General features: G+C 71.2%; 27 protein-coding genes and 2 pseudogenes. 16 read left to right on the forward strand and 13 right to left on the reverse strand.

Annotated features, from left to right (window positions below):
• Window position 1 precedes the first annotated feature (1 nt).
• Genes ACQ86J_RS19405 through ACQ86J_RS19415 form a run of 3 tightly spaced genes read right to left on the reverse strand, consistent with a single transcriptional unit; the run spans window position 2 to window position 2,999 of the window.
• The gene (locus tag ACQ86J_RS19405; protein ID WP_431266792.1) at window positions 2-679 is read right to left on the reverse strand and encodes a methyltransferase family protein; all 678 of its coding nucleotides are present in this window, start codon (window positions 677-679) and stop codon (window positions 2-4) included.
• On the reverse strand, window positions 679-1,305 hold the full coding sequence (locus tag ACQ86J_RS19410) for a TetR family transcriptional regulator (protein ID WP_431266793.1): 627 nt from the start codon (window positions 1,303-1,305) through the stop codon (window positions 679-681). Before ACQ86J_RS19410 ends, ACQ86J_RS19405 begins: the two co-directional genes overlap by 1 nt.
• Window positions 1,305-2,999, reverse strand: a complete 1,695-nt coding sequence (locus ACQ86J_RS19415; RefSeq protein ID WP_431266794.1) for an acyl-CoA dehydrogenase family protein — start codon at window positions 2,997-2,999, stop codon at window positions 1,305-1,307. The genes ACQ86J_RS19410 and ACQ86J_RS19415 overlap by 1 nt, the downstream gene beginning before the upstream one ends.
• Window positions 3,000-3,114: 115 nt before the next feature.
• Here ACQ86J_RS19415 and ACQ86J_RS19420 point away from each other — a divergent pair, with 115 nt between their 5' ends.
• Entirely contained in the window at window positions 3,115-4,056 is a 942-nt protein-coding gene (locus ACQ86J_RS19420) for an SMP-30/gluconolactonase/LRE family protein (RefSeq protein ID WP_431266795.1), read from the forward strand.
• A 90-nt stretch (window positions 4,057-4,146) separates the two neighbouring features.
• Here the strand turns inward: ACQ86J_RS19420 and ACQ86J_RS19425 are convergent, their stop codons facing one another.
• The gene (locus ACQ86J_RS19425) at window positions 4,147-4,908 is read right to left on the reverse strand and encodes an SDR family NAD(P)-dependent oxidoreductase (RefSeq protein WP_431266796.1); all 762 of its coding nucleotides are present in this window, start codon (window positions 4,906-4,908) and stop codon (window positions 4,147-4,149) included.
• Between the two features lie 84 nt (window positions 4,909-4,992).
• Window positions 4,993-5,718 carry a hypothetical protein gene (locus tag ACQ86J_RS19430; RefSeq protein ID WP_431266797.1) on the reverse strand — a complete coding sequence of 242 codons (726 nt, stop codon included), beginning with the start codon at window positions 5,716-5,718 and terminating at the stop codon, window positions 4,993-4,995.
• A 62-nt stretch (window positions 5,719-5,780) separates the two neighbouring features.
• On the opposite strand from ACQ86J_RS19430, the gene ACQ86J_RS19435 reads away from it, so the two are divergent.
• Window positions 5,781-6,431: a Fe2+-dependent dioxygenase gene (locus tag ACQ86J_RS19435; protein WP_431266798.1), complete on the forward strand. Its 651-nt coding sequence runs from the start codon at window positions 5,781-5,783 to the stop codon at window positions 6,429-6,431.
• A gap of 106 nt (window positions 6,432-6,537) precedes the next feature.
• Here ACQ86J_RS19435 and hpnH read toward each other — a convergent pair whose 3' ends face one another.
• The 3 genes from hpnH to ispH all read right to left on the reverse strand — a co-directional run bounded on the left by hpnH (window position 6,538) and on the right by ispH (window position 8,787).
• Window positions 6,538-7,704 carry an adenosyl-hopene transferase HpnH gene (gene hpnH / locus ACQ86J_RS19440; RefSeq protein WP_431266799.1) on the reverse strand — a complete coding sequence of 389 codons (1,167 nt, stop codon included), beginning with the start codon at window positions 7,702-7,704 and terminating at the stop codon, window positions 6,538-6,540.
• 139 nt (window positions 7,705-7,843) lie between these two features.
• On the reverse strand, window positions 7,844-7,975 hold the full coding sequence (locus tag ACQ86J_RS19445) for a hypothetical protein (protein ID WP_431266800.1): 132 nt from the start codon (window positions 7,973-7,975) through the stop codon (window positions 7,844-7,846).
• Window positions 7,963-8,787, reverse strand: coding sequence for a 4-hydroxy-3-methylbut-2-enyl diphosphate reductase (ispH, locus tag ACQ86J_RS19450; protein ID WP_431266801.1), 825 nt, complete (start codon window positions 8,785-8,787; stop codon window positions 7,963-7,965). Before ispH ends, ACQ86J_RS19445 begins: the two co-directional genes overlap by 13 nt.
• Before the next feature lie 252 nt (window positions 8,788-9,039).
• Here ispH and ACQ86J_RS19455 point away from each other — a divergent pair, with 252 nt between their 5' ends.
• Complete coding sequence (locus ACQ86J_RS19455; protein WP_431266802.1) at window positions 9,040-9,333, forward strand: copper resistance CopC family protein; 294 nt, start codon at window positions 9,040-9,042, stop codon at window positions 9,331-9,333.
• A gap of 30 nt (window positions 9,334-9,363) precedes the next feature.
• Here ACQ86J_RS19455 and ACQ86J_RS19460 read toward each other — a convergent pair whose 3' ends face one another.
• A complete protein-coding gene (locus tag ACQ86J_RS19460; protein ID WP_431266803.1) occupies window positions 9,364-9,669 on the reverse strand; it encodes a hypothetical protein in 306 nt (101 codons plus the stop codon).
• 170 nt (window positions 9,670-9,839) lie between these two features.
• Here ACQ86J_RS19460 and ACQ86J_RS19465 point away from each other — a divergent pair, with 170 nt between their 5' ends.
• From ACQ86J_RS19465 to ACQ86J_RS19490, 6 genes are all read left to right on the forward strand, one after another.
• A complete protein-coding gene (locus tag ACQ86J_RS19465; protein ID WP_431266804.1) occupies window positions 9,840-11,006 on the forward strand; it encodes a CopD family protein in 1,167 nt (388 codons plus the stop codon).
• 563 nt (window positions 11,007-11,569) lie between these two features.
• Window positions 11,570-12,100 (forward strand): hypothetical protein, encoded by a 531-nt coding sequence (locus ACQ86J_RS19470; protein ID WP_431266805.1) that lies wholly within the window; start codon window positions 11,570-11,572, stop codon window positions 12,098-12,100.
• Window positions 12,052-12,270 (forward strand): hypothetical protein, encoded by a 219-nt coding sequence (locus tag ACQ86J_RS19475; RefSeq protein WP_431266806.1) that lies wholly within the window; start codon window positions 12,052-12,054, stop codon window positions 12,268-12,270. Before ACQ86J_RS19470 ends, ACQ86J_RS19475 begins: the two co-directional genes overlap by 49 nt.
• Window positions 12,257-13,786, forward strand: a complete 1,530-nt coding sequence (locus ACQ86J_RS19480; protein WP_431266807.1) for an MMPL family transporter — start codon at window positions 12,257-12,259, stop codon at window positions 13,784-13,786. The genes ACQ86J_RS19475 and ACQ86J_RS19480 overlap by 14 nt, the downstream gene beginning before the upstream one ends.
• A 45-nt stretch (window positions 13,787-13,831) precedes the next feature.
• Entirely contained in the window at window positions 13,832-15,379 is a 1,548-nt protein-coding gene (lnt, locus tag ACQ86J_RS19485) for an apolipoprotein N-acyltransferase (protein WP_431266808.1), read from the forward strand.
• A gap of 162 nt (window positions 15,380-15,541) precedes the next feature.
• Window positions 15,542-15,991, forward strand: coding sequence for a helix-turn-helix domain-containing protein (locus ACQ86J_RS19490; protein WP_431266809.1), 450 nt, complete (start codon window positions 15,542-15,544; stop codon window positions 15,989-15,991).
• 49 nt (window positions 15,992-16,040) lie between these two features.
• On the opposite strand, the gene ACQ86J_RS19495 is transcribed toward ACQ86J_RS19490, so the two are convergent.
• On the reverse strand, window positions 16,041-16,550 hold the full coding sequence (locus ACQ86J_RS19495; RefSeq protein WP_431266810.1) for a DUF2244 domain-containing protein: 510 nt from the start codon (window positions 16,548-16,550) through the stop codon (window positions 16,041-16,043).
• A gap of 126 nt (window positions 16,551-16,676) precedes the next feature.
• Between ACQ86J_RS19495 and nth the strand changes: the two genes are divergently transcribed.
• The 3 genes from nth (at window position 16,677) to ACQ86J_RS19510 (ending at window position 18,721) form a co-directional block, all read left to right on the forward strand.
• Window positions 16,677-17,318, forward strand: a complete 642-nt coding sequence (gene nth, locus ACQ86J_RS19500) for an endonuclease III (protein WP_431272467.1) — start codon at window positions 16,677-16,679, stop codon at window positions 17,316-17,318.
• A 189-nt stretch (window positions 17,319-17,507) separates the two neighbouring features.
• The gene (locus ACQ86J_RS19505) at window positions 17,508-17,846 is read left to right on the forward strand and encodes a hypothetical protein (RefSeq protein WP_431266811.1); all 339 of its coding nucleotides are present in this window, start codon (window positions 17,508-17,510) and stop codon (window positions 17,844-17,846) included.
• Window positions 17,783-18,721 carry a hypothetical protein gene (locus ACQ86J_RS19510; protein WP_431266812.1) on the forward strand — a complete coding sequence of 313 codons (939 nt, stop codon included), beginning with the start codon at window positions 17,783-17,785 and terminating at the stop codon, window positions 18,719-18,721. The genes ACQ86J_RS19505 and ACQ86J_RS19510 overlap by 64 nt, the downstream gene beginning before the upstream one ends.
• A 73-nt stretch (window positions 18,722-18,794) precedes the next feature.
• Here the strand turns inward: ACQ86J_RS19510 and ACQ86J_RS19515 are convergent, their stop codons facing one another.
• Window positions 18,795-19,178 carry an HNH endonuclease domain-containing protein gene (locus tag ACQ86J_RS19515; RefSeq protein WP_431266813.1) on the reverse strand — a complete coding sequence of 128 codons (384 nt, stop codon included), beginning with the start codon at window positions 19,176-19,178 and terminating at the stop codon, window positions 18,795-18,797.
• Here ACQ86J_RS19515 and ACQ86J_RS19520 point away from each other — a divergent pair.
• Window positions 19,135-19,737, forward strand: a complete 603-nt coding sequence (locus tag ACQ86J_RS19520; RefSeq protein WP_431266814.1) for a hypothetical protein — start codon at window positions 19,135-19,137, stop codon at window positions 19,735-19,737. The genes ACQ86J_RS19515 and ACQ86J_RS19520 overlap by 44 nt on opposite strands.
• A gap of 157 nt (window positions 19,738-19,894) precedes the next feature.
• On the opposite strand, the gene ACQ86J_RS19525 is transcribed toward ACQ86J_RS19520, so the two are convergent.
• Window positions 19,895-20,743 carry a methyltransferase domain-containing protein gene (locus ACQ86J_RS19525; protein WP_431272468.1) on the reverse strand — a complete coding sequence of 283 codons (849 nt, stop codon included), beginning with the start codon at window positions 20,741-20,743 and terminating at the stop codon, window positions 19,895-19,897.
• On the opposite strand from ACQ86J_RS19525, the pseudogene ACQ86J_RS19530 reads away from it, so the two are divergent.
• A pseudogene (locus ACQ86J_RS19530) lies at window positions 20,711-21,070 on the forward strand (NAD(P)-binding domain-containing protein); the annotation flags it as partial. The gene ACQ86J_RS19525 and the pseudogene ACQ86J_RS19530 overlap by 33 nt on opposite strands.
• A gap of 308 nt (window positions 21,071-21,378) precedes the next feature.
• Window positions 21,379-21,534 carry a hypothetical protein gene (locus tag ACQ86J_RS19535; protein ID WP_431266815.1) on the forward strand — a complete coding sequence of 52 codons (156 nt, stop codon included), beginning with the start codon at window positions 21,379-21,381 and terminating at the stop codon, window positions 21,532-21,534.
• 82 nt (window positions 21,535-21,616) lie between these two features.
• Here the strand turns inward: ACQ86J_RS19535 and ACQ86J_RS19540 are convergent.
• Window positions 21,617-22,243: pseudogene (locus ACQ86J_RS19540) on the reverse strand (GntR family transcriptional regulator); the annotation flags it as partial.
• Between the two features lie 254 nt (window positions 22,244-22,497).
• On the opposite strand from ACQ86J_RS19540, the gene ACQ86J_RS19545 reads away from it, so the two are divergent.
• The gene (locus ACQ86J_RS19545; RefSeq protein ID WP_431266816.1) at window positions 22,498-24,048 is read left to right on the forward strand and encodes a hypothetical protein; all 1,551 of its coding nucleotides are present in this window, start codon (window positions 22,498-22,500) and stop codon (window positions 24,046-24,048) included.
• The last annotated feature ends 241 nt before the right edge of the window (window positions 24,049-24,289 follow it).

The raw sequence follows: 24,289 nt of genomic DNA on the forward strand, positions 1-24,289 counted from the left end.
CTCACCACAGCCCCGGCACGAAGCGGTGGCGGACGCGGCGGGCGTAGTCGTCGTAGCCCGGCAGGCCTTCGCGCAGCGCCGCCTCCTCCCACCCCACCCGCAGCGCCAGCACGGTGGCGCCGACCGGCAGGCCGAGCAGCCCGAGCGGCGAGCCCAGCAGCAGCGGCATGCCGAGGAAGATCAGCAGCGCGCCGGCATACATGGGGTGGCGGACGAAGGCGTAGGGACCGGTGTCGATGACGTGGTGGCCGCGTTCCGGCTGCATCCGCACGGCGGGGGAGGCGAAGCTGTTGGCGGCGAAGGTCCAGGTGGTCAGGGCGTAGCCGCCGATGAACAGCAGCGCGCCGATCCCCTGCACCCATGCCGGCATCGCGGCGAAGCGGTGTTGCATCGCATCGCGCCCCATGCCGAAGAGCCAGAAGCACCACAGCAGGCCGACGCCGAGCAGCAGCAGCTTGTCCCGCCGCGGTTGGTTGCCATGCGCCGGCAGGGTCATGCGTTCGCGCAGCAGCGCCGGGTCGTGCCGCAGCAGGAAAAGCCCGACCGCGATGCTGCCGAGGCCGAAGAGCGCCAGGAAGATCCACAGCGCCGGCCAGTCCGTGGTGCGGGCGCCACGGTAGAGCAGCCAGCCCTGCGCCAGCAGCACGATGACGGTCTGCAGTAGCAGCTTCCCCAGCATCACGGCCGCAGGTACCCCCGCACCACCTCGATGCAATGCGCCTCCCGCGCTGCCAGCGCCGCCTCCTCGCCGAGGTCGGCGCGGAAGATCGTCGACAGCGTGTGCAGGTTGGCCACGTAGAAATGCCCGAGCGCGACGATGGTGATGTAGAGCTGCACCGGATCGATGCCGGCGCGGAAGACGCCGGCGGCCTCGCCCCGCGCCAGCACCGTGCCGATCTGCCCGACCAGCGGCGAGTACATCGCCGGCACCTGGTCGCTCTGCGCCAGGTAGGCGGCGCGGTGGATGTTCTCCTGGTTCAGCAGCGCGACGAATTCCGGATGCGCCGCGGTGTAGCGCAGATTAAAGGCGACGAGCCGCGCCATGGCCTCCTCCGGCGGCAGCGCATCCACCGCGAGCGCCCGCTCCTCCACCCGCTTGGCGGCATAGGCGGCTTCCAGCACCGCCAGCCAGAGCGCTTCCTTGCTGCCGAAATGCGCGTAGATCATCCGCTTGTTGGCGCCGGCCCGCGCCGCGATCTCGTCCACCCGCGCGCCGGCCAAGCCCTTGGCGGCGAATTCCGCCGCCGCGGCGTCCAGGATGCGCTGCCGCGTCGCCGCGGCGCGGGGCGAGAGCGCGACGTCCATCAGGCCAGCACGCGGTCCAGCAGCGCGTCCGGCACCACCTCCTCCGCATCCGCCAGCGGGTCGCGCGGCAGCACGCGGTGGCGCAGCACGGCGCTGGCCAGCGCCAGCCGCTCGACATCGCCCAGCCGCCCGGCCTCCCAGGCCATCGCGGCGGCGGAGGTCAGGTGATAGAGCGCGCTCGCCGCCTGCCGGGCCAGCGCCGAGTTCTCCTGTGCGCGTTCCGCCAGCGCCGCGGCGCGGTCGAAGAGCGGCAGCGCCCCGTCCAGCGCCGCGCCATTGCCGAGCAGCCCGGCGACATGCGCCCGCAGCACCGGCAGCGAGCCTTCGCGCTGCGCCGCGCGCAGCACGTCGAGCGCGACGATGTTGCTGGTGCCTTCCCAGATGCTGCCGAGATGGCTATCGCGCAGCAGGCGCGGGTCGGCCCATTCCTCGATGTAGCCGCAGCCGCCGCGCACCTCCATCGCGTCGCCGGTGACGCGGCGGGCGTCGCGGCAGGCGCGGAATTTCAGCAGCGGCGTCAGGATGCGAAGCAGCGCATAGGCGCCGTCCTCCCCGGCGTCGCTGCGCCGCAGCGCCTCGGCCGCCTGGAAAACCATGCTGCGGGCCTGCTCCATCGGCAGCACCAGCTTCATCAGCTGCCGTCGCATCAGCGGCATCTCGATGATCCGCTGGCCGAAGGCGATGCGGTGCCGCGCCACGTACATCGCCTCGGTCACCGCCCGGCGCATCAGCCCGGCGGCGCGCATGCCGTTCGACAGGCGGGAGGCATTGACCATGTCGGCCATCTGGCGGAAGCCGGCCTCCGGCTCGCCGACCAGGAAGGCGGTGGCGCCCTCCAGCCGGACCTCGCCGCTGGCCATGCTCTTCGTGCCCAGCTTGTCCTTCAGCCGAACGATCCGGTAGTCGTTGGGCGCACCGTCCGGCAACTCCCGCGGCAGGAGAAAGAGCGAGACGCCGCGCAAGCCAGCCGGCCCGCCCTTGCGGCGCGCCAGCACCAGCGCCATCCCGGCATCGGCATTGCTGCAGAACCACTTGTCGCCGCTGAGGCGCCAGGTGCCGTCCGCGGCTTCCTCGGCCAGCACGGCGGTGGCAGCGATGTCCGATCCCGCGCCTTGTTCCGTCATGAACATCGCGCCCTGACGCAGCGCGTCGAGATCGATCGCGGTCAGCGCCGGCAAGTACCGCGCGACCAGCGCCGGGTCGCCGAAGCGGCGCAGCGTGCGGGCCAGCGCGTCGGTCATGGACAGCGGGCAGCAGAGGCCGAATTCCGCCTGCACGAAGAGATAGGTCAGCGCGTATTTCGCCACCGGCGGCATCGGTGCCGGCCAGCCCAGCACGCCGGGGCGGTGCGACATCGCCGCCAGCCCATAATCGGCGAAGGCGATCCGTTCCATTTCCCGATAGGCCGGGTGGTAGTCGATGCCTTGCGCATCCTCGCCGCGGCGGGTGCGGTGGCGCAGCACCGGCGGGTTGCGGTCGGCCAGCCCCGCCAGCTTGTCCAGCCTTCCGCCGGCCAGCGCGCCCATGCGGTCGAGATGCGGCGCCAGATGCGCCAGAAGGTCGGGCGGCAGATAGAGCGATAGCAGCGACGCCGCCCAGGGATCGGCGCGCCACAGGTTCAGCCCGCGGCTGTCCGGCACCGCCTCGGCGCCGACCGGCGGCACGCCGGCATCCCTGCTTCGGATATGCGTCATGGCGTTCTCTCCCGAGGGCGCATCCTAGCGACCCGCGGCGGTGCCTGGCACCCCCTTGGCGCGGCGCTGCCTGCCCGGCAGGATCGCCGCCGCAATCCAAGGGGGAGACAAGGCCATGAGCTGGCAGCCGAGCGAGCGCTACCCGGACCCGTCGATCGTCGCGCTCGATCCGTCCTTCAAGAAGTACCACCTGGCGCTCTCGGCGGTGGAGCGGCTCTGGACCGGCTCCCGCTGGGGCGAGGGGCCGGTCTGGCTCGGCGATGCACGCTGCCTGCTCTGGTCCGACATCCCGAACAACCGCGTGCTGAAATGGGACGAGACGACGGGCACGGTCTCGGAATGGCGCAAGCCGTCGAACAACGCCAATGGCCACACGCGCGACCGCCAGGGCCGCATCATCGCCTGCGAGCATGCCGGCCGACGCGTCGTGCGCTTCGAGTATGACGGCAGCATCACCGTCATCGCCGAGAGCTACCAGGGCAAGAAGCTCAACAGCCCGAACGACGTGGTGGTGAAGAGCGACGGCAGCATCTGGTTCACCGACCCGCCCTTCGGCACCTATGCCTTCTACGAGGGCATCAAGCTGCAGGCCGAGCTGCCGCACACCAATGTCTACCGCGTCGATGGTCAGAGCCTGGAGATCACGCTGGTGGCCGACGACATCGACCATCCGAACGGCCTGGCCTTCAGCCCGGACGAAAGCCTGCTCTATGTCATCGAGAGCCGGTCGGAGCCGCGCAACATCCTGGTCTACGACGTGGTCGGCGGCACGAAGCTGGCGAAGCGTCGGGTCTTCTACGCCTGCAAGCCGGGCGAGACGCCGGACGGTTTCCGCGTCGACATCGACGGCAACCTCTGGTGCGGCTGGGGCATGACGGCCGAATACGACGGCGTGCGGGTGCTGGATGCCGGCGGCGTGCCGATCGGGCATATCCACCTGCCGGAGCGCTGCGCCAATCTCTGCTTCGGCGGCCGGCACCGGAACCGGCTGTTCATGTCGGCGGCGCAGTCGCTGTTCTCGCTCTACGTCAACACGCAGGGCGTCGCAGGCGGCTGAGCAAGGCGGACCGACACTCGCCGCGCGGCGAGTGCTAGACGCGGAAAATAGATGAGGGGTCCGGGGAGAATACCTTCTCCCCGCCCTTGCTTACATCTTCTTCCCCGTCGTCCAGCCGCCATCCACCGCCAGGATGCTGCCGGTGACGAAGCCATTCTCCTCGGCCGCTAGGAACAGGATGGCACGGGCGATCTCCTCCGCTTCGCCCCAGCGGTTCAGCGCATGGATGCCGCGGATCACCTGCGAGTATTCCGGGTCCTGGAAGTAGCGCTCGGTCATCGCGGTGCGGGTGACGCCCGGCGCCACCGCGTTGACCCGGATGCCCTTCTCGCCGAGTTCGAGCGCCATCTCCTTGGTCAGCCCGACCACGCCGTGCTTCGACGCGGTGTAGGCCGCGCGGTTCGGCGCCGCCATCAGGCCGAGCGTCGAGGCCAGGTTGACGATCGAGCCCGGCTTGCCCTGCGCCACCAGCCGCCGCGCGAAGGCCTGGCTCGGCAGGAAGGTGCCAGTCAGGTTCACCGTGATGATCCGCTGCCACTCCTCGAAGGAGAGGTCTAGCACCGAGACGATCTCGCGGATGCCGGCCGAGTTCACCAGCACGTCGAGCCGGCCGAGCGTGGTCTCCGCCGCCTCGACGAATGCATCGACCGAAGCCGGCTGGGTGACGTCGAGGCGGAAGGCCTGCGCCTCCCCGCCCCGCTTGCGGATCTCGGCCGCCGTGGTCTCCGCGCGCTCGAGATCAAGGTCGCCGACCGAGACGCGCCCGCCCTCCTTCGCTGCGGCGTAGCAGACCTGCTGGCCGATGCCGCTGCCCCCGCCGGTAACCAGCACCGCGCGATCCTGGAACCGCATGTCGTTTTCCTCCCGCCTGCGCCGGCTCGGTTGCGGCGCCCGGGGCATTCTGCCGGTCAGGTCACCCGTGGCAACCGAATGTCGTCAGCGCCCGGCGTCGCTCGCTGCCAGCAGCGCATGTGAGACCAGCGCCGAAACTGTGCCTATGGGTGGCAGGTCGGCCGGCGGCTGCACCGGCAGCAGGGTGGCCAGCCGGTCGAGATCGCCCGCCATCTCCCGCGCCGCCGCGTCCGGCACGCCTTGCAGCAGGCCGAGGGCGCGCCGCGCCAGGGCCTGCGCCTCGGCATAGGCGGCGCGGTCGGCCAGGCGGCCACATTCCTGTGCCGTGCCAAAGGCCTCCAGCGCCAGGGCGGTGACGCCCGCCGCTCGCTCGACCGGCGGGGCGGCGGGGATCGCGGCCTCCACCGCGCGCAGCGCCGCCGCCCGGGCCGCAGCATCGGCGGGAGCCGCGGCCAGCGGGGCGAGCGCCACCTCCAGCGCCGGGTCGGGGCCGTCGCCGCGCCGAGCGAGGCGAGCCGGCCCCTCATCGGTCGCGGCGGCGACCAGGATCTCGGCGCTTTCGGCATCGCCGGCCGCGTGGGCCGCCGCGGCGCCCTCGATTTGCGCCGCCATGCGGTCGAGGATCAGCGCGCGTGATGCGGGGGTCGCGGCCCCGCCTTCCCCCGCCTCGCCGCCTTCGCCGGCTTCCCCGAGCGGCGCCGGCACGGCGGCGACGCAGCCCGGCTCGGCCGCCAACGCCGGGGCGTCGGCGCCGGCCAGCAGCACGGACATGCCGAGGCCAAGCCAGAGGCGGGGGCGGTAGGAGGTCATGGCGTCTCGGTGTTGCGAATGGATTGCAATACTATGGGATGCGAGAGGGCCGGGGAACGCCGATGCTGCTGCCAATCGGGGGAATTCTGGACGCGGCGGGGCTGGCGCGGCTCCGTGACCTGCTGGCCCGCGCCTCCTGGCAGGACGGGCGCGGCACCGCGGGCGAACGCGCCGCCGCGGTGAAGAGCAACCTGCAGGCCGACCCGGCCCATGCCGCGACCCGCGCCGCGGCGGCAGAGCTGGAAGCGGCGCTGCGGGGCCACCCGGTCTTCGCAGCCGCCGCCATGCCCCTGCGGCTGACCCGGCCGCTGTTCAGCCGCACCCCGGCCGGCGGCGGCTACGGCCGGCATGTCGACAATGCGCTGATGGGCGAGGGCCCGGCCGCGATCCGCACCGACCTGGCCTGGACGCTGTTCCTGGGTGGCGAGGTCACTGGCGGCGCCCTGGTGATCGAGGACGCCGGCGGCGAGCGGGCGGTCGCACCGGAGGCGGGGCTGCTGGTGCTCTACCCGGCCAGCAGCCTGCATCGGGTCGAGCCGGTCCAGACCGGAGAGCGGCTGGCCGCCTTCGGCTGGGTGCAGAGCCGGGTGCGCGACCCGGCCCGGCGAGCCTTGCTCTTCGACCTGCATCTGGCCGAGACGGGGACGGCGGATGCCGCCCTCCGGGTCCAGCTCGCCCGCGCCAACCTGCTGCGGATGTGGGCGGAAGGCTGAGCGCCTGGACCATCGTGCCGAACTTCCGGTTCGGCACGATGGTTCAGCCTATTTGGCAGCAAAGCTGATTCATGCCTGCGGGCGATGCTGCCCTGCGGCGACCGCCTTATTCCGCCGCTTCGGCCGGCTGGGCAGTGCCACCATGCTTGGCGCCGCGCTTCGGCTCGTGCTTCATCTCGGCCATCGCCTTTTCGACATGGCGGGAGAAGACGTAGTCGGCCGGACGTTGGTTGGTCAGGTCGATCTCGGGGGCCATCTCGCCTTCGGTCCGCGGGCCGCGCATTTGCACCGCGAGCGCCTTCCAGGGGCGCTTCACGGCATCCACGACCGCAGTCGCCTCGAATCCGCTATGCACCATGCAGTCGGCGCACTTTTCATAGTTGCCGGTGCCGTACTTGTCCCAGTCGGTCTCTTCCATCAACTCTGCGAAAGTCTTCGCATAGCCCTCGCCCAGCAGGTAGCAGGGCCGCTGCCAGCCGAAGATGTTGCGCGTCGGGTTGCCCCAGGGCGTGCAGTGGTAGGTCTGGTTGCCGGCCAGCATGTCGAGGAAGAGCGGGCTGTTGCCCATCTTCCAGCCCTTGCCCTTGCCGCGGGCGAAGATGCCGCGGAACAGCTCCTTGGTCTTGCGTCGGTTCAGGAAGTGCTGCTGGTCCGGGGCGCGCTCATAGGCATAGCCGGGCGAGACCATTATGGCGTCGACGCCCATCTCGGTGACGCTGTCGAAGAACTTCGCCATGCGCTCGGGCTCGGCGTTGTTGAACAACGTGGCGTTGATCGCCACCCGGAAGCCGCGCGCCTTGGCATCCTTCAGCGCCGCCACGGCGCGGTCGTAGACGCCGGTCTGGGACACCGCCCAGTCGTGCTGGTCCTTGTCGCCGTCCAGGTGGATGTCCCAGGTGAAGCGTGGATGCGGCTTGTACTGCTCGATCCGCTTCTCCAACAGCAGGGCATTGGTGCAGAGGATGATGATCTTGCCGCGCGCCAGGATCTTCTCGACGATCTCCGGCATCTCCTTGTGCAGCAGCGGCTCGCCGCCGGCGATCGCCACCACGGGGGCACCGCACTGGTCCACCGCATCCAGGCATTCCTCGACCGAGAGGCGCTTGTTCAGGATGGCGTCAGGGTAGTCGATCTTGCCGCAGCCGGCGCAGGCCAGATTGCAGCGGAACAGCGGCTCCAGCATCAACACCAGCGGGTAGCGCTTCCGCCCGGCCAGATGCTGTTTCAGGATATAGGCGCCGACCTTGATCTGCTGCCGCAGCGGGATACCCATACGCCGTCCACTCCTCCTCGGGCGAGGTCCCTGGCTGGGGACGCGCCGGCCCGCGATGATGATCCACGGATGCCATAGCATGCGTGGCAAGAACCACACCCATTCCCGGCAGATCAGCCCCGCGCCAGGCGGCGGGAGCTCACGACGCCGCGCTCGCCTCCGGCTCCAGCAACGCGGCCGGCAACTTGAACTGCACGTCCTCGACGATCCCGCCCATGGTCGCAACCTCGACCGGGCAGAGCCGGGCAATGGCCGCGATCACTTCCTGCACCAGGGCTTCCGGGGCGGAGGCCCCGGCCGTGATCCCCACCGTCTCCGCCCCCGCATCCAGTCCGGCTGCAACTCCGTCGCGTCGGCGATCATGTAGCAGGGCACTCCCTGCTCCGTCCCGATCTCGCGCAGCCTGTTGGGATTGGAACTGTTGGCCGCGCCGACAACCAGCAGCACGTCCACCTGCCCTGCCAATTCCCGGACCGCCGATTGGCGGTTCTGGGTCGCGTAGCAGATATCCCGGGTATCCGGGCCCTGGATGTCGCTGAAGCGCCGGCGCAGCGCCTCGATCGTCGCTCGGGTGTCGTCCACCGAAAGCGTGGTCTGGGTCACGTAGGCGACGGGCCGGTCGGGCGGGATCGGCAGCCGGTCGACCGCCTCGGCGGTGGCGACCAGGTGCACCTCGCCAGGAATCTGGCCCAGCGTGCCCTCGACCTCCGGATGCCCGGCATGGCCGATCAGGATCACGGTGCGGCCCATCGCCAGGTAGCGGCGGCCCTCGTTGTGGACCTTCGAGACCAGCGGGCAGGTCGCGTCCAGCACCGGCAGGCGGCGCCCGGCGGCATCCTCCTCCACCGCGCGGGAGACGCCGTGGGCGGAGAAGACCGTCACTGCGCCGGGTGGCACCTCGTCCAGTTCCTCGACGAAGCGGGCGCCCTTGGCCTCGAGCGATTCCACCACGCGGCGGTTGTGTACGATCTCGTGCCGCACATAGACCGGCCGGCCGTATTTCTCGAGCGCACGCTCGACGATATCCACCGCCCGGACAACCCCGGCGCAGAATCCCCTGGGCTGCGCCAGTATGATCCGCATTCCCCCTCGCCCCCGCTTTCGACGCACGCCTCGTCATGCCACACCGCGTGGTATCCGGAAGCGCCGCATCTTGCGCCATCTGATTTTTGCGGCAGGTTGCGGCGCGCTTGCAACCAGGGAAGGAATATTCCTTCTTCCCGAGGAGAACTGTCCCTGTCTTCGTCCCACCCCCTGGTTCAAATCGGCGGCCGGCTGCTGCCGTTTGTGTTGTTGGTCCCCTTGCTGTGGCCGGGGCAGGCCGCCGCGCATGCCGTGGTCGTCGCCTCGGACCCCGCCGCCGGGGCCAGCCTGACCGCCGCGCCGCGGCAGGTGACCGTGCGATTCAACAGCCGCATCGACCATGGCCGCAGCCGGCTGGTGCTGGTCGGGCCGGAGGCCGTGCAGGTCCCGCTGGACCCGGCGCCGGAGGGCGAGCCGACGGTGCTGCAGGCCCCGGTTGCCGCGACCAGCCTCGCGCCCGGTGCCTGGCGGCTGCGCTGGCAGGTGCTGGCGGTGGATGGCCACATCACCCGGGGCGACATCCCCTTCACCCTGACGGCGCCCTGAGCCGCCGCCGGTGGAACAGCTCCTCGACCTCTACGGCTTCGCCAGCGTGGTGCTCCATGCGGCCGAGCTTGTGTCCCGCACCGCCCTGCTGGGCGGCGTCATCTTCTGGGTCCTGCTGGCCGTCCCGCTCGGCCGCTGGCTGCCGCCCGGCGATGCCGCCCGGCTGCGGGCGATCGGCCGCGGCGCGGTGGTCTGGTCGGCGGTGGCGACGCTGGCGGCGACGCTTAGCCTGACCGGGCTCGACCTCGCAGCCCTGTCGGCAACACTCGACTCGCCCCTCCTCGACCTGCTGGGAGCCGATTTCGTCCGCGCCGCGGCGGTCGCGGTGGCCGGCATCCTGCTGCTGCTGGGGCTCGCCCTGGGTCCTGCCTTGCCTGGTCCGACCCGGCGCTGGGGGCTGCTGGCGGCCGGTTTGGCGCTGCTCCTGGGGGCGACTGCCGGCAGCCATGCCGTGGCGCGGACCGAGGACCGGGCCATGCTGCTGGCCGCGACCGGGCTGCACCAGCTTGGCGCGGCCTTCTGGATCGGCGGGCTGCCGGCGCTGCTGGCCAGCCTTCGCCTCGACGCCCGCTTCCGCCCGGCTGGTCGGCCAGCGCTACTCGCATCTCGCGGCGGCCGGGGTCGGGCTGATCCTGCTCGGCATCGCCGGCTATTGGCTCGGCTATATCGGCAGCCTCGAAGCGGTCTACGGCACCGCCTATGGCGCCATGTCGGCGACCAAGGCTGTGATGCTGGCGATGCTGCTCGTCCTCGGCGGGTCCAACTGGCTGCTGCTGCATCGCATGCGGGCATCGGAGGCCGGGCTGCTGCGGGTCCGCCGCTTCGTCGAGACGGAGATCATCCTCGGCATCGCGGTGCTGGCCGTCGCCGCCTCCCTCACCTCCGTCCCCCCAGCCGCCGACCTGCCGGAAGACCGGGTGAGCTGGGGCGAGATCGCCGAGCGCTTCACCCCGGCCTGGCCGCGGCTCGAGAGCCCGAGCCATGCCGACCTGGCGCTTCCCGCCCTGCAGGCACAGCTGGATGCTGAATGGCAGAAGCGGCAGGCGGCCCAGGCGGCCAAGCCGCAGGCCTTCACCCCGGGCGAGGGCCTGTTGCCTCCGCGCAACGCGCAGGACATCGCCTGGTCCGAGTACAACCACCACTGGGCTGGGGTGATGGTGCTGCTGGTCGGCCTCGCCGCCCTGCTGGACGCGACCGGGCGGGTGCGGCTCGCACGGCACTGGCCGCTGGTCTTCATCGGCCTAGCCGGCTTCATCTTCCTGCGCTCGGACCCCGAGGCCTGGCCGCTCGGCGAGATCGGCCTGCTCGAGAGCCTGCGCGACCCGGAAGTGGTGCAGCACAAGCTGGCCGGACTGCTGGTGGTGGGCTTCGCCGTCGTCGAGTGGTGGGTGCGGCTCGGCCGCATCACCGGGCGGGCGCGCTTCGTCTTCCCCTCGGCCATGGTCGCCGGTGGCGTGCTGCTGCTGGCGCATACCCATGCAATCTCCAACGTGAAGGACGCGCTGCTGGTCGAGCTGTCGCACCTGCCGTTGGCGGTGCTGGCGGTGGTCGGCGGTGCCGCCCGCTTCACCGAGCTGCGCGGGCCGGCGGAGATGGCGCGCGTCGCGCGCTGGGTCTGGCCGGTCTGCCTGGTGCTGATCGGCCTGCTGCTGATCCTCTATCGTGAGGCCTGAAGGCAAGCCCGGGGAAAAGGTATTCTCCCCGGACCTCTCATCTATCTTTCCGAGTCTTGCATTCGCCGCGCAGCGAGTGCCGACTCATAAAAACGAAGCGAGGGGTTCGGGAAGGAAATACTTGTATTCGCCCCGACCTTGCTTTTCTGTCCCTTGAAAGCGTGCCGATTTTCCAATGACTAATGATACGCCCCTTGCCGCCCGGCTGGCCGCGCGCCTGGTCGGCTGGAGCATCCGCCGCCCGGCGCTGGTCCTGGCCTTGACCCTGCTGGTCGCCGCGCTGTCCTGCTGGGCGGTGGTCACCCGCTTCGCGCTGAATACCGACGTCGTCGCGCTCTTCCCCCAGGACCTGCCCTGGCGGCAGACCGAGGTGGCGATGGACCGCGCCTTCCCGCAGCGTGTGGATCTTATCGCTGTGGTGGTGGACGGTGCGACGCCGGAGGTGGCGGAACGCGCGGCGGCGGCCCTGACCGGGGCGTTGGAAGCCCAGCCCGCGCTGTTCCGCAGCGTCTCCCGCCCCGATGCCGACCCTTTCTTCCATCGCAACGCGCTACTCTTTCTGGATGAGGCAAGCGGTCCGTGCCGCCACCGAGCGGATGATCGCGGCGCAGCCCCTGCTCGGGACGCTCGCCGCCGATCCAAGCCTCCGCGGCGTCGGTCGGACGCTGGAGCTGGTGGCCGAAGGCCTGGCCCGGGGCGAGGGCGACCGGGAGGTACTCGGCCCGGCCCTCGCCGCGCTCGCCGGCAGCGCCGAGGCCGCCGTCGGAGACCGCCTCGTGCCGCTCGACTGGGCCAGGCTCTTTACCGGCCAGGCGCCGGACCCGCTGGCGCTGCGCCGCTTCATCCTGGTCAAGCCGGTGCCGGACTACGGCGCGCTCGCCCCGGTCTCGGCGGCGGTCGATGCGGTGCGGGCCGAAGCGGCGCGGCCTCGGCCTGACGGCGGAGAACGGGGTGCGCGTCCGCCTTACCGGCGACCTGGTGATGGCGGACGAGGAATTTCTCCACCGTCTTCGGCAGCGCCATCGTCGAGAACATCCTGTCGCTGGTGGCGGTCGGCTTCCTGCTCTGGCTCGGCCTGCGCTCCGGCCGGCTGATCTTCCCGATCCTCGGGACCCTGGTGCTCGGCCTGCCGATCACCGCCGCCTTCGGCCTGCTGGTGGTCGGGCCCTTCAACCCGCTCTCGATCGCCTTCGCCGTGCTCTTCATCGGCTTCGGGGTCGATTTCGGCATCCAGTTTGCTGTCTCGCTTCGTGAGCAGCGCTAGCCGCCTGGCCGACCAGCCCCTGCCCGCGGCGCTGGTCGAGGCCGCGCACGGTGCCGGCGAGGCGATCGCGCTGGCCGCCATGGCGCTCGGCTGCGGCTTCCTCGCTTTCCTGCCGACCGACTACCGCGGGGTCTCGGAACTCGGGCTGATCGCCGCGGCGGGGATGGTGGTCGCCGTCATCCTCAGCCTCACCGCCCTGCCCGCCTGGCTGATGTTCACCCGGCCGCGGCCGGAACGCGAGCCGGTCGGCTATGTCGCGCTCGGCCGGGTGGACCGCTTCCTGGCGCGGAACGCCGCCTCGGCGGCCGCGGCGGCGCTGCTGCTGGCCTTCGGCTGCGCCGCGACGCTGCCCTGGCTGCGCTTCGACACCAACCCGCTGAACCTGCGCAGCCCGAGGACCGAAGCCGTCGCCACCTTCCGCGAGCTGATGCGCAGCCCCGACACCACGCCGAACACCATCGACGTACTCGCCGCCGATCTGCCAGCGGCCGAGGCCCTAGCGGAGCGGCTCGAGGCACTGCCGGAGGTCGCCGGCACCGTCACCCTGGCGAGCTTCGTACCGGCCGAGCAGAACGCGAAACTGACGCTGATCCAGGACGCCGCCGACCTGCTCGGCCTGACACTGGCGCCGCCGGAGGTCGCGCCGGCGCCGACCGACGCCGGCGCCACAGCGGCGCTGGCCAAGGCGGCAGCGGCGCTGCGTGCGTCCAGCGGGGCGGAGGCGGCGCGGCTGGCCGCGGCGCTGGACTCCGTGGCGGCGGCACCCGCGCCGGCGCGCGACCGTCTGGCGGCGGCCCTGCTGCCCGGCCTTGCCTCGACGCTCGATAGCCTGCGCCAGGCGCTGACCGCCCGGCCGGTGACGCTGGACAGCCTGCCCGACAGCCTGCGGCGGTCCTGGATCGCGCCCGACGGCCGGGCCCGGATCGAGGTCCGGCCGCACGACCTGTCGGACCATTCGGACGTCATGGGCCGCTTCGGCCGGGCAGTGCAGGCGGTGGTGCCGGACGCGACCGGCCCGGCGATCTCGGTCCGGGAAAGCGCCGAGACCATTCAGGGCGCCTTCCTCCAGGCCGGGGTGATCGCCACCGGCCTGACCGTGCTGCTGCTGGTGCTGGCCCTGCGATCCGTCCGGCTGGCGCTGCTGGCGCTGGCGCCGCTGACCCTGGCCGGGCTGCTGACCATGGCGACCTGCGTGGTCATCGGCCAGCCGCTGAACCTGGCCAATGTCATCGCCCTGCCCCTGCTCTTCGCCCAGGGGGTGGCCTTCAAGATCTATTACGTCGTCGCCTGGCAGCATGGCGAACGCTCGCTGCTCGCCTCCTCGCTCACTCGCGCGGTGGTATACAGCGCGCTGACCAACGGCACCGCCTTCGGGGCGCTGGCGGTCTCCGGCCATCCGGGCACCGCCAGCATGGGGCTGCTGCTGATGTTGAGCCTGCTCTTCGCCCTGACTGCCGTGATGCTGACCTTGCCGGCGCTGCTGCCGCTCTTTGCCCCGGATGCGCGCCGACCGTGAGCCGCCCTCGCTTGCCGCCGGGCGGATACTGGGTCTAGGGGGCGCGTGTTCCACGCATTCCTCGCCTGGCTCGAGGCGCTGCCCTGGCAGCGCCAGCTGCTGGCCGCCCTCGGCCTCGGCCTGCTCTCCGCGCTTGCGCTACCGCCGGTGCATGCGGTACCGGTGCTGCTGCTGGCCATCCCGGGCCTGCTGACCCTGGCCGGCGCGCAGTCCCACTGGCGGCGGGCGGCCTGGATCGGCTTCGCCTGGGGCTGGGGGCATGGCGTCGCCGGCATCTGGTGGGTGACCGAGGCCATCCTGAAGGATGTCGAGCATTTCTGGTGGCTGGTGCCGCTGGCGGCACCGGCGCTGGCGGCGGTGCTGGCGGTCTTCGTCGTGCTGCCGGTCCTGGCGGCGCGGCCGCTGCCAGCCGGCTGGCAGCGGATGGCGGGCTTCGCCGGCGCCTGGGTGCTGGCCGAACTGGCGCGCGGCGTTGTCTTCACCGGCTTCCCCTGGAACCTGATCGGCACCGCCTGGGCCTTCGCCGCGCTGCCGGTGCAGGGCGCCGCCGTCATCGGCGTGCATGGCTTGTCGCTGGCGACGCTGCTGCTGGCCGGGGTCCCGCTGCTGCGCGGCCGCGCGCCCTGGGCGCTCGGAGCGCTCGCCCTGGCTGGCTTCGCCGGTTTCGGCGCCTGGCGCCTGGCACTGCCCGCCCCGCCGGACCAGCCGGTGCAATTGGTGCTGGTGCAGGGCAACGTGGCGCAGGAGGTGAAGTGGCAGCAGGACCAGCGCATGCCGATCTTCCAGCGCTACCTGGGCCTGACCAAGGCGGCCGCCGCCGCCGCCCATATCGCTTCGCCCTCGAATCAAATCGTCGTGATATGGCCCGAGACGGCTAGCCCCTTCCTGCTCACCCAGGACCCCGAGGCGCGCCGGCTGGCCGCCGAGGCGCTGCCGGTGGGTGCTCGGCTGCTGGGCGGCACGGTGCGGGCCGAATGGACCCCGGAGGGACGGCTGCGCCAGGTCTGGAACAGCTTGGCGGTGCTCGATTCCGCCGCCCGGGTGCAGGCGGTCTACGACAAGTCGCACCTGGTGCCCTTCGGCGAGTACATGCCGCTGGCGGGGCTGATCCCGATCCGGATGGCCGCGGGCGGAATGGATTTCTCGGCCGGTCCCGGACCGGTGCCGCTGGCGCCGCCGGGCCTGCCGCCCTTCGGCGCGCTGATCTGCTATGAAGTCATCTTCCCTGCCGCCGTCACGCCCGAGCCACGTCCGGAATGGCTGGTGAACATCACCAACGACGCTTGGTTCGGCGAATCCTCCGGCCCCTGGCAGCATCTGGCAGCAGCGCGGCTGCGCGCGGTGGAGGAAGGCCTGCCGCTGGCGCGGGCGGCGCAGACCGGCATCTCCGCCGTCTTCGATGCGCGCGGCCAGCGCTTGGCCTTCTTGCCGATCGGGACGACGGGAACGCTGACCCTGGCCCTGCCGGGTGCGGTCGCCGCGCCGCCCTTCGCCCGTTTCGGCTTGGTGCTGCCGGCCGTCGCCGCGCTGCTTTGCATGCTGCCAGGGCTTGTGGCATGGCGTTCGATACGCAGACGTGCTTCAGCTGCCTAGGCGAATGAAGCGAAACCGGCACGATGATCGTTTTTGAGAAATCTCTTAAGTATTGACGTATCCTTAATGCTCCCGTATAGCGGGTAGGCAGACGGCGACCGACGCGGTTGCGTTGTGCGATTCGCTGTTTCGGACGCGGCCCGCGAGTAGGAAAAACGGTAGATGCCGAGCGACGACATCGTCGAACGTCCCGAGCGTGAGCACCGTCCGAGCCCGATCGACGTGCATGTCGGCGGCCGGGTGAGGCTCCGTCGCACCCTTCTCGGCATGAGCCAGGAAAAGCTCGGTGACGCGCTCGGCCTGACCTTCCAGCAGGTTCAGAAGTACGAGCGCGGAGTGAACCGCATCGGCGCTAGCCGGCTCTTCGACCTCTCCCGCGTACTCGACGTGCCGATCGGCTTCTTCTTCGACGACATGCCCGACGCGCTGGGCGGCAGCCAGAGTGCCGCGCGCCGCAGCTACGGCCTGGCCGAGCAACAGGAAGGCTTCGACGACGAGACCCTGCATCGGCGGGAGACGCTTGAGCTGGTCCGCGCCTATTACCGGATCAACGATCCTTCGGTCCGCAAGCGGGTGTTCGAGCTCATCAAGAGCCTGACGCCGACCGAATAGCGCGCGGCCGTCCCGTGGGAATGCCCGCGCGGCGCCGAATTGGCTGGGTCTAGCTCTCACGCAGTTGCGGATTGTCGAAGACCGGCTCGCGGTAACGCCGCAGCGCCGCCTCCAGCGCCGCCGCTAGGTCGCGCTTCTGCTCGTCCCCCAGCAGCTTGCCGATCTCCACATCGCGCTGTCGCTGCCGCAGCAGCAGCAGGCTGACTCGGCCGGGCCGCTCCTCGAGCCGCAAGCGGGTCCAATAGGGATCGAGCGCCATGGCCTGCCGCCGGCCACGTGCATCGGTGCGGCGGATGGTCAGGCTGCCCTCGGTCAGTACCAGCACTTCCATGCTGCGTGCCGCCCAGCGCCGGTGCAACTGCATCAGCCCGAGCACCAGCGCCGCTTCCAGCCCGGTGAAGCCCAGCACCGGCCAAGCGCCGAGCAGGGTGAAGATCCCGCCTATGGTCAGCGAGGCTGCCAGCACGCCGCCGGCGACGATCGCCATCCCGCGTCGTCCCAGGCTGCGCGCCGGGGTGCAGATGGCTTCGAACAGGATGGGGTCAGGATGGGCTGACATCGTGCGCGTGACATGGGAAGGGAAGGCGATCCTGTCACCGTCGGAGACAAGCCGATGCCGCGTCAACCCGCCCGCGCGGCGGCGCCCCTCCATGGCACCACGGAAGCACCGCGCCGTGCGCGGCTGATGTCGCGTGACCAGGCCGCCGCCTTTCTGCGCGCATTGGCCCAGGCCAACCCGGCACCGGAGACGGAGCTGCTGTACCAGGATCCGTTCTCATTGCTGGTGGCGGTGGTGCTGTCGGCGCAGACCACGGATGTGGCGGTGAACAAGTGTACGCCTTCGCTCTTCGCTGCGGCGCCGACGCCGGCGGCGATGGCGGCGCTGGGCGCGGAGGGCATCGGGCCGCATATCCGCCGCATCGGCCTGTGGCAGGGCAAGGCGCGCAACGTCGCGGCGCTGGCGTCGCTGCTGGTGGAAAAACACGGCGGTGAGGTGCCGCGTGACCGCGCGGCGCTGGAGGCCCTGCCGGGCGTCGGCCGCAAGACCGCCAATGTCGTGCTGAACGTCGCCTTCGGCGAGAACACCATGGCGGTGGACACCCACATCTTCCGCCTGGGCAACCGCACCGGCCTAGCGCCGGGCAAGACCCCGCGCGCGGTGGAGGACGGGTTGGTGAAGCGCTGCCCGCCCGAGCTGCTGCGCGACGCGCATCACTGGCTGATCCTGCACGGACGCTATGTCTGTAAGGCACGCTTGCCGGAATGCTGGCGCTGCGCCGCTGCGGCGCATTGCAATTACCGGGACAAGGTGGCGGCGCCGGGCTGACCCGCTGACGCTGTCGTTGGCGCCGACGCAGGCGTGATAGGAACCGGGTCCAGCGACCACGCGTTCCGGTTGTACAGCGAACCACCGCCGCCGTGGCGGCCCTGATTCCGTCAGGCTGGTTCGCTGCACCGTCGGCGTTCCCCTTCCGGCGGTTCAGGCTTCAAGGGTCCGACCACGAAGGGAGTTCGCATGACCGATGCCCTGCCGGGCAGCGTTGCCCACGCTATGGCCCTGTCCCAGCCCGCCCGGCGGCCGCTGCTGCTTTGCCTATCCCACTTGCGATGGAATTTCGTCTTCCAGCGGCCGCAGCATCTGCTGACCCGCGCAGCGCGGGACCATGAGGTCATCTTCTTCGAGGAGCCGCTCTTCCAGCCCGGCATCGTGCCGCGGCTGGACCGGCAACTGACACCGGAGGGCGTGACGGTCGCGGTGCCCATGCTGCCCGAGGGCTGCAGGGTACGGCAATGGTGGCGGCGCAGCGTAGCCTGCTGGATGGTCTGCTGGCGCAGGAGGCGGGGCGCCCGCTGATCGCCTGGTTCTACACGCCGATGGCGCTCGAATTTGCCGCGCATCTACGCCCCGACCTTACCGTCTACGACTGTATGGACGAACTCTCCGCCTTCCGCGGCGCGCCGCCGCGCATGCTGGACCTGGAACGTGCGCTTCTCGGCCGCGCCGACCTGGTTTTCACCGGCGGGCGCAGCCTGTACGAGGCCAAGCGCAGCCGGCATCCGCGGGTACATTGCTTCCCGTCCTCGATCGACGCGGCGCATTTCGCCGCGGCGCGGGCGATGCCGGCGGACCCGTCCGACCAGGCCGGCCTGCCGCGCCCGCGCATCGGCTTTTTCGGCGTGGTGGATGAGCGGATGGACCTGGGCCTGGTCGAGGCGCTAGCCGCGGCGCGGCCGGACTGGGCCTTCGCAATGATTGGGCCCGTGGTGAAGATCGATCCCGCCAGCCTGCCGCGCCTGCCGAACATCCACTGGCTCGGCGGCAAGGGCTATGCCGAGCTGCCGCGCTACCTGGGCGGCTGGGATGCCGGTTTCATGCCCTTCGCCCGCAACGAGAGCACCCGCTTCATCAGCCCGACCAAGACGCCGGAATTCCTTGCCGCCGGGCTGCCGGTGGTCTCCACGCCGATCACCGACGTGGTGCGCGACTGGGGCCCGAAGGAGGACGGCGGCCCGGGGCTGGTCGAGATCGCGGCCGATCTGATGTCCTTCGCCACGGCCCTGCAACTGGTGCTGGACCGGCCGCGCGGGCCCTGGCTGAAGCAGGTGGACCGGCGGCTTGCGCAGCTCTCCTGGGACCGCACCTGGACGGAGATGCGCGGGCTGCCCGCGGCGCGGCGGGCAGCGGTACGCGTGCCGGCGCGGGAAGCAGCGGCGGCGCTCAGCGCCTAAGGCACTGCAGGGCCGGGGAGACGGTGGTCTTCCCGGGTCCGGTGGTGTCGTGCTCGATCGCACCAGACAAGCGCTATCCCGCCAGGCCAGCCCATTCCGGCAGCTGGGTTTCCTGCCGCAACCTGAGCCGGCGGAAGTCTAGCGCGGCGAAAAGCTCGTCAAGGGCCGGCTCGCGGTCCTGCGGCAGCGGCAGGGTGGTCCGTGCCTCCTCGGTGAAGCGGGCGCGCAGCGCCGGGTCGGCGCCGCGATAGGCTTCCTCCCACCAGGCAAGGATGCGTGGCCTCGCCTGCTCGAGCGCCGCGGCGCCGACGATCAGCCCGCTCTTGCGCTGGTTCGCGGCGCGCGAGGAGGGCAGCAGGTTCCACAGGTCGTTGCAGGCCCAGGCGGACCAGGGCAGGCAGTGGTCGATTTCGATGCTGCGGGCCCGCAGCCTCTCCCCAGTCCAGACGCAGGCCACGCCGTCGCCGCGCGACGCGGTCGGCGACCAAGTCGCGCACCAGCGCGGTGTCGCGTTGCGGCTCCAGCCAGGTCAGCGCGCGCATGACCGCATCCGCTGGGATGTCGCGGCCGGCGCGGGCGCCATAGGCCTGGACCAGGCGGACCCATTCGGCCAGCAGCATCGGCTCGATCCAGGCGGCCATGCGGCGCAGCGCGTGCCAGACGGGCAGCGGCACGGCGGTCGTGCCATAGCCCCAGAGCACCTGGCGCTGATGATCAGCGGGTCCGCCGCGCGCGGCGGGCGGCGCGGCGTCGTCGGGAAGACCGGTGCGTTGTCGGCGAAGGTCAGGTGGGTGGCGGGCATGGTGGCGATCAGCCGCGCCGCATCTGCCAGCGCCCGGTGCAGCGCCGCGCTGAGCTCTGCCGGCGAAGCGCGCCCCTGGGCGCAAGTCATAGGGCGCGAGCGGCGCCAGTGCGCGGAAGGCCGGGGTGACGAAGCCCATCGCCTCGCCCGGCCGCTGCGGCAGGCCGCGTTCCACCAGCGGCTTGAACATGCGTATCCAGAAGAGTGCGACTAGGCCGAGCGGCAGTTCCACATGCTCGCCGGAATCGCGCGCGATGTTGGGCGAGCCGTCGGCGATGCGGGCGATGCAGCGCAGCAGGGCGAGCTTGTAGGTGGCCGCCTTCTCCTGCCTGAGGATCACTCCGCGCAACAGCGGCAGTGCCCCGGCGCCGTCATCCGGCAGGTCGAGGATGATGGTCTGCCAGCGGATATCGCGCCGGCCCTGCCGGTCCTCGACGCGCTCCGTCGCCACCCGCAGCGCCAGGCCGTGGTCGAGGCCGAGCCGCTCCACCTCGTTCGCATCGACCGGCCACATCGGCCGGTCCTCCGGCGCCGGGCCGTGCCGCAGGGTCAACACCAGCCGGCCGCCCGGCTTCAGCAGCGTCGCCAGCTTGCGCATGGCGCGCGGCCGGCCCCTCCGGCGGGATATGCATCCACACGCCGCTCAGCCACACCAGGTCGAAGCTGAGGCCGAGCAGATGGACCGCGGCGAGCGCCGGCAGGCGGTCGTCTATCCAGCGGATGGACGGGGACGGATGCCGCCGTGCCGCCTCCTGCCGCATCGCCGCCGCGGGCTCGGCCGCGACCACCTCCCAGCCTTTTGCCGCGAACCAGGCGGCATCGCGACCGCTGCCGGCGCCGATGTCAAGCACCAGGCCGGGCCGCGATGGCAGGAAGGGCAGGGCGCCGGCATGGATCTCGGCGAAGCCGAAAGCCTCGTAGGCCTCGGCGAATCCCTGGAACCCACGATGGTAGGGGCTGACGGTGTCCCAACCCCGGGAGGGCGGCTTTGGGCGATCCTCGCTCACGCGGCGAAGGGTAGTGCGGGCGGGGGCCGCGCCGGAAGGGGGCGCCGGGTCTTGCACGGCGACCGGCCCAATGCCCTCATTGCCGGCAGGGAAAGGCCCCGCGGTGGCCGGGGGGAGAACGCGATGAAGATCGGATTCGTCGGGCTGGGCAACATGGGCGGCCCGATGTGCCGCAACATGATGAAGGGTGTGAACCACGAGGTCGTGGTGCACGACTTGAACCCCGAGGCGGTGCGCGTCTGCACCGAGGCCGGCGCCACGGCTGCCGAGAGCCTGGCAGCTTTGGCCGCAAGCTGCGACCTCGTCTTCACCTCCCTGCCGACGCCAAAGGCGGTCGAGGCGGTGGTCGAGGGCATGGCGCCGAGCATGCGCTCGGGGACGGCGATGTTCGACCTCAGCACCAATGCGCCGGCGGTGGTGAAGCGGCTGCACGCGATGCTGGCGGAGCAAGGCGTCGCCCTGCTGGACGCGCCGGTGACCGGCGGCGTGGCGCGGGCGACCGACGGCACGCTGGTCATCATGGTCGGCGGCGAGGAGGCGGTCTTCGAGCAGCACCGCTCGATCCTCGCGGCCTTCAGCGGGCAGTTGGTGCATGTCGGGCCGGCCGGCAGCGCCTCGGTCGCCAAGCTGATCAACAACATGCTGCTGCTGTGCAATCTGGCAGCGGCCGCCGAGGGGCTGATGATCGGCGCCAAGCGCCGGCATCGACATGGGCAAGCTGACCGCGATCATCCAGAACGGCTCGGGCGACAGCGCCGCCGGGCGCAACATGGCGGCGCGGGCGCTGAGGGGCGAGTTCACAGGCGAGCTTCGCGCTCGACCTCGCCTACAAGGACCTCGGCCTCGCCGTGGACCTCGAGGCCGAATACGGCGTGCCCGGGCTGCTGGCGCCGCAGGCCCTGGCGCTGCTGCGGATGGCGCGCGGCATGGGCTACGGCCAGCTCGACACCACGGCGATGCTGAAGGTCTACGAATCGATCCTGGGCTGCGAGGCGCGGCTCTAACCTTTCGGCCGCGCGCCGCCCGGCGGACATGCCGGGCGGCGAGCAGCGTCGCCAACTCCTCGTCACCCTCGGCCACCGCGCCGAGGATCAGCGCGTGTTCCTGCCAGTCCTGCGCCGCGCGCTCGGTGGAGTTGCGGCGGAAGACCAGCTCGGTCCGCTCGCGTAGCGGCCGCATCAGCTCCTGCAGCACGCGGTTGGCGCCGGCCTCGGCCAGCAGCAGGTGGAACTCGGCGTTCAGCGCCGCCACCTCCTCGGCCGGGCTGGCGGCGGACAGCGCCGCGCCGCGGGCCAGCAGCGCCTCGATCCGCGGCACCTTCGAGGGCGCCCGGTTGCGGGCCGCAAGGCGCGCGTTCAGCCCCTCCAGCACCGCGCGCACCTCGATCAGCTTGGCAGCCACATCGGCCGAGAGCGTCGCCACCTGGGCGCCGCGGCCGCCCGGGGCCTCCGCCGCCGGCACCGCCAGCCCCTCGACCACCAGCTGCTTGATGGCCTCCCGGATCGGCACCCGGGACATGCCGAGCTCGGCCGAGAGGCGCTCCTCTACCAACCTTTCGCCTGGCACGAGGCGGCCGGCTAGGATGGCTTCCCGCAACGCCTGCAGGGCCTGCTGGCTGAGCGGCAGGCGCGGCGCGGCAGCCGCAGCATCCGGGCGGGGAAGGGGGAGGGGGTGGCTCATCGGGATCCAGTCATGGGGCCATATTATCGGCATATCCGCTCAGCGCCGTATACGGCAGATACCTAACAACACTCTTCACCGCCTTGGCGCGACGCACAACAGGCAATTTGCTCTGATGGATTGGCATTAGAGACCGGCTGCCATGCGAGATTCGCGGAGAAGCCATGGCGATTCCCGCGAGTTCCCGTTGACAACCTAAGTCGCCGTATACGACGATCCGGCATCCATCGCCGGGATGGATCGCCAGGGCGGCCGCGCAGGCCGCTGGATGACGGGATGCGGTGCGCATGGATGTCCAGCTCGATGCGGTGCACAGCGTCTACCTTTTCGGCGTCGCCGCCATCGTCCTGTCGATGGTGCTGCGGGCCAATGTCGTGGTCCCCGCCATCATCGCCACCTTCGCCGTCGCCGCGACCTTCTCCGGCAGCCTGATCGGCGCCACCATCTCGGTCTTCAACGGCTCCCTCGTCGCGGCGAAGGAGCTGTTCAGCATCTTCCTGGTCATCGCGCTGATGACCTCGCTGCTGAACGCCCTCAGGGCGCTCGGCGCCGACCAGCAGATGGTGCGGCCCTTCCGCAAGGTCATGACGAACGGCCATGTCGCCTTCCTGGTGGTCGCGGTCGTCACATACGTCATTTCGCTGTTCTTCTGGCCGACGCCGGCGGTGCCGCTGGTGGCCGCCACGCTGCTGCCTGCGGCGCTGGTCGCCGGCCTGCCGCCGATCGGCGCGGCGATCGCCATCGCGGTGGCCGGCCAGGGCATGGCGCTGTCCTCCGACTACGTCATCCGCGTGGCGCCCGGCATCAGCGCCCGCGCCGCCGGGCTGCCGGAGGCCGCGGCGGTGGTCGCCGATAAGGCGCTGGTGCTCTCGCTCATTACCGGTGGCGTCGCGCTCCTGCTCGGCTACCTCTCGGTCCGCGGGCGGATCCGGGCGCCGAGCCAGCGCCACCTCGACCGCTGGCAGGCCGGGGCCAGCATGGCGAACAGCCTGGCGGAGCAGCGCGAGCAGGTGGCGCCCAATATCGGCTCCTTCGACAAGTCGGTGCTGGCGCTGCAGGCGGCCGAAGGGGTCGAGCCCGGCCCGGCCGCGGCGCTGGCCGGCGGCGGCACGCTGGCGGCCGCACCCACCGCGCGCTGGTGCAACGCCCTGTCGATCGCCACGCCCGCGGTCTTCTTCGGCCTTATCCTCTTCATGCTGGCGCCGAAGGTGTTCCCCGGCATGCCGGAGCTGAAGGGCGGCGACGCCGCGGCGCTGGTCGGTGGCACGGCGGCGCTGATGATGCTGGTGGCGACCTTCGCCGCCGATGGCGCCAAGGCGATGCACACCGCCGCCGACCACATCATCGACGGGCTCGTCTTCTCCTTCCGCGCCATGGGGACGGTGCTGCCGATCGCCGGCTTCTTCTTCCTCGGCGCCGCCGAGACCTCCGGCGCCATCCTCGGCCTGCCGAGCGGCACCCAGGGCCCCGGCCTGCTCTTCGAGGTGATCCATTCGGTCGAGCACCTGATCCCGCACAGCCCGACCGTGGTCGCCTTCGCCGTGCTGCTGGTCGGCATGATCACCGGCATCGACGGCTCGGGCTTCGCCGGGCTGCCGCTGACCGGCGCCTTGTCCGGCGCGCTGGGCCCGGTGGCGCAGATCGACCCGACGACGCTCGCCGCGGTCGGCCAGATGGGCGCCGTCTGGACCGGCGGCGGCACCCTGATCGCCTGGTCCTCCCTCATCGCCGTCGCCGGCTTCTGCCGGGTGCCGGTGCTGGATGCGGTCCGCGCGCTGTTCCTGCCCGTCTGCGCCGGGCTGGTCCTGTCCACCCTTGCCGCCGTGGTGCTTTGGTGAGCATTGCGCCGGTTGTCGTGCCTGTCCTTGTCTGAAGGGAAAGCCGTCATGCCCGAACTGATGAACCAAGACGAATCCCGCACCGCGCTCGAGAACGCCATCAAGGGCAAGAGCGCCAACAAGTCGCCCTTCAGCGTCGCCTGGGCGACCGGCAAGCTCAGCCGCGCGCACCTGGCGCGCTGGGCGGGAGAACCACTTCCACTATGTCGGCCCCTTCGCCGACTACCTCGGCTATGTCTAT

The organism is Dankookia sp. P2, assembly GCF_050632255.1.
Lineage (GTDB): Bacteria > Pseudomonadota > Alphaproteobacteria > Acetobacterales > Acetobacteraceae > Paracraurococcus.

Bases quoted from the DNA above. Each gene is read 5' to 3' on its own strand.
- ACQ86J_RS19520 (WP_431266814.1), top strand. From the start codon at position 19,135: ATGCTGCGGGCCCGCAGCCTCTCCCCAGTCCAGACGCAGGCCACGCCG.
- ACQ86J_RS19510 (WP_431266812.1), top strand. From the start codon at position 17,783: ATGGTGGCGGCGCAGCGTAGCCTGCTGGATGGTCTGCTGGCGCAGGAG.
- ACQ86J_RS19435 (WP_431266798.1), top strand. From the start codon at position 5,781: ATGCTGCTGCCAATCGGGGGAATTCTGGACGCGGCGGGGCTGGCGCGG.
- ACQ86J_RS19425 (WP_431266796.1), bottom strand. From the start codon at position 4,908: ATGCGGTTCCAGGATCGCGCGGTGCTGGTTACCGGCGGGGGCAGCGGC.
- ACQ86J_RS19470 (WP_431266805.1), top strand. From the start codon at position 11,570: ATGAGGCAAGCGGTCCGTGCCGCCACCGAGCGGATGATCGCGGCGCAG.
- ACQ86J_RS19495 (WP_431266810.1), bottom strand. From the start codon at position 16,550: ATGTCAGCCCATCCTGACCCCATCCTGTTCGAAGCCATCTGCACCCCG.
- ACQ86J_RS19405 (WP_431266792.1), bottom strand. From the start codon at position 679: ATGCTGGGGAAGCTGCTACTGCAGACCGTCATCGTGCTGCTGGCGCAG.
- ACQ86J_RS19505 (WP_431266811.1), top strand. From the start codon at position 17,508: ATGACCGATGCCCTGCCGGGCAGCGTTGCCCACGCTATGGCCCTGTCC.
- ACQ86J_RS19410 (WP_431266793.1), bottom strand. From the start codon at position 1,305: ATGGACGTCGCGCTCTCGCCCCGCGCCGCGGCGACGCGGCAGCGCATC.
- nth (WP_431272467.1), top strand. From the start codon at position 16,677: ATGTCGCGTGACCAGGCCGCCGCCTTTCTGCGCGCATTGGCCCAGGCC.
- ACQ86J_RS19415 (WP_431266794.1), bottom strand. From the start codon at position 2,999: ATGACGCATATCCGAAGCAGGGATGCCGGCGTGCCGCCGGTCGGCGCC.
- ACQ86J_RS19430 (WP_431266797.1), bottom strand. From the start codon at position 5,718: ATGACCTCCTACCGCCCCCGCCTCTGGCTTGGCCTCGGCATGTCCGTG.
- ACQ86J_RS19545 (WP_431266816.1), top strand. From the start codon at position 22,498: ATGGATGTCCAGCTCGATGCGGTGCACAGCGTCTACCTTTTCGGCGTC.
- hpnH (WP_431266799.1), bottom strand. From the start codon at position 7,704: ATGGGTATCCCGCTGCGGCAGCAGATCAAGGTCGGCGCCTATATCCTG.
- ACQ86J_RS19490 (WP_431266809.1), top strand. From the start codon at position 15,542: ATGCCGAGCGACGACATCGTCGAACGTCCCGAGCGTGAGCACCGTCCG.
- ispH (WP_431266801.1), bottom strand. From the start codon at position 8,787: ATGCGGATCATACTGGCGCAGCCCAGGGGATTCTGCGCCGGGGTTGTC.
- ACQ86J_RS19420 (WP_431266795.1), top strand. From the start codon at position 3,115: ATGAGCTGGCAGCCGAGCGAGCGCTACCCGGACCCGTCGATCGTCGCG.
- ACQ86J_RS19460 (WP_431266803.1), bottom strand. From the start codon at position 9,669: ATGCCGGCCACCGCGACCGCCGCGGCGCGGACGAAATCGGCTCCCAGC.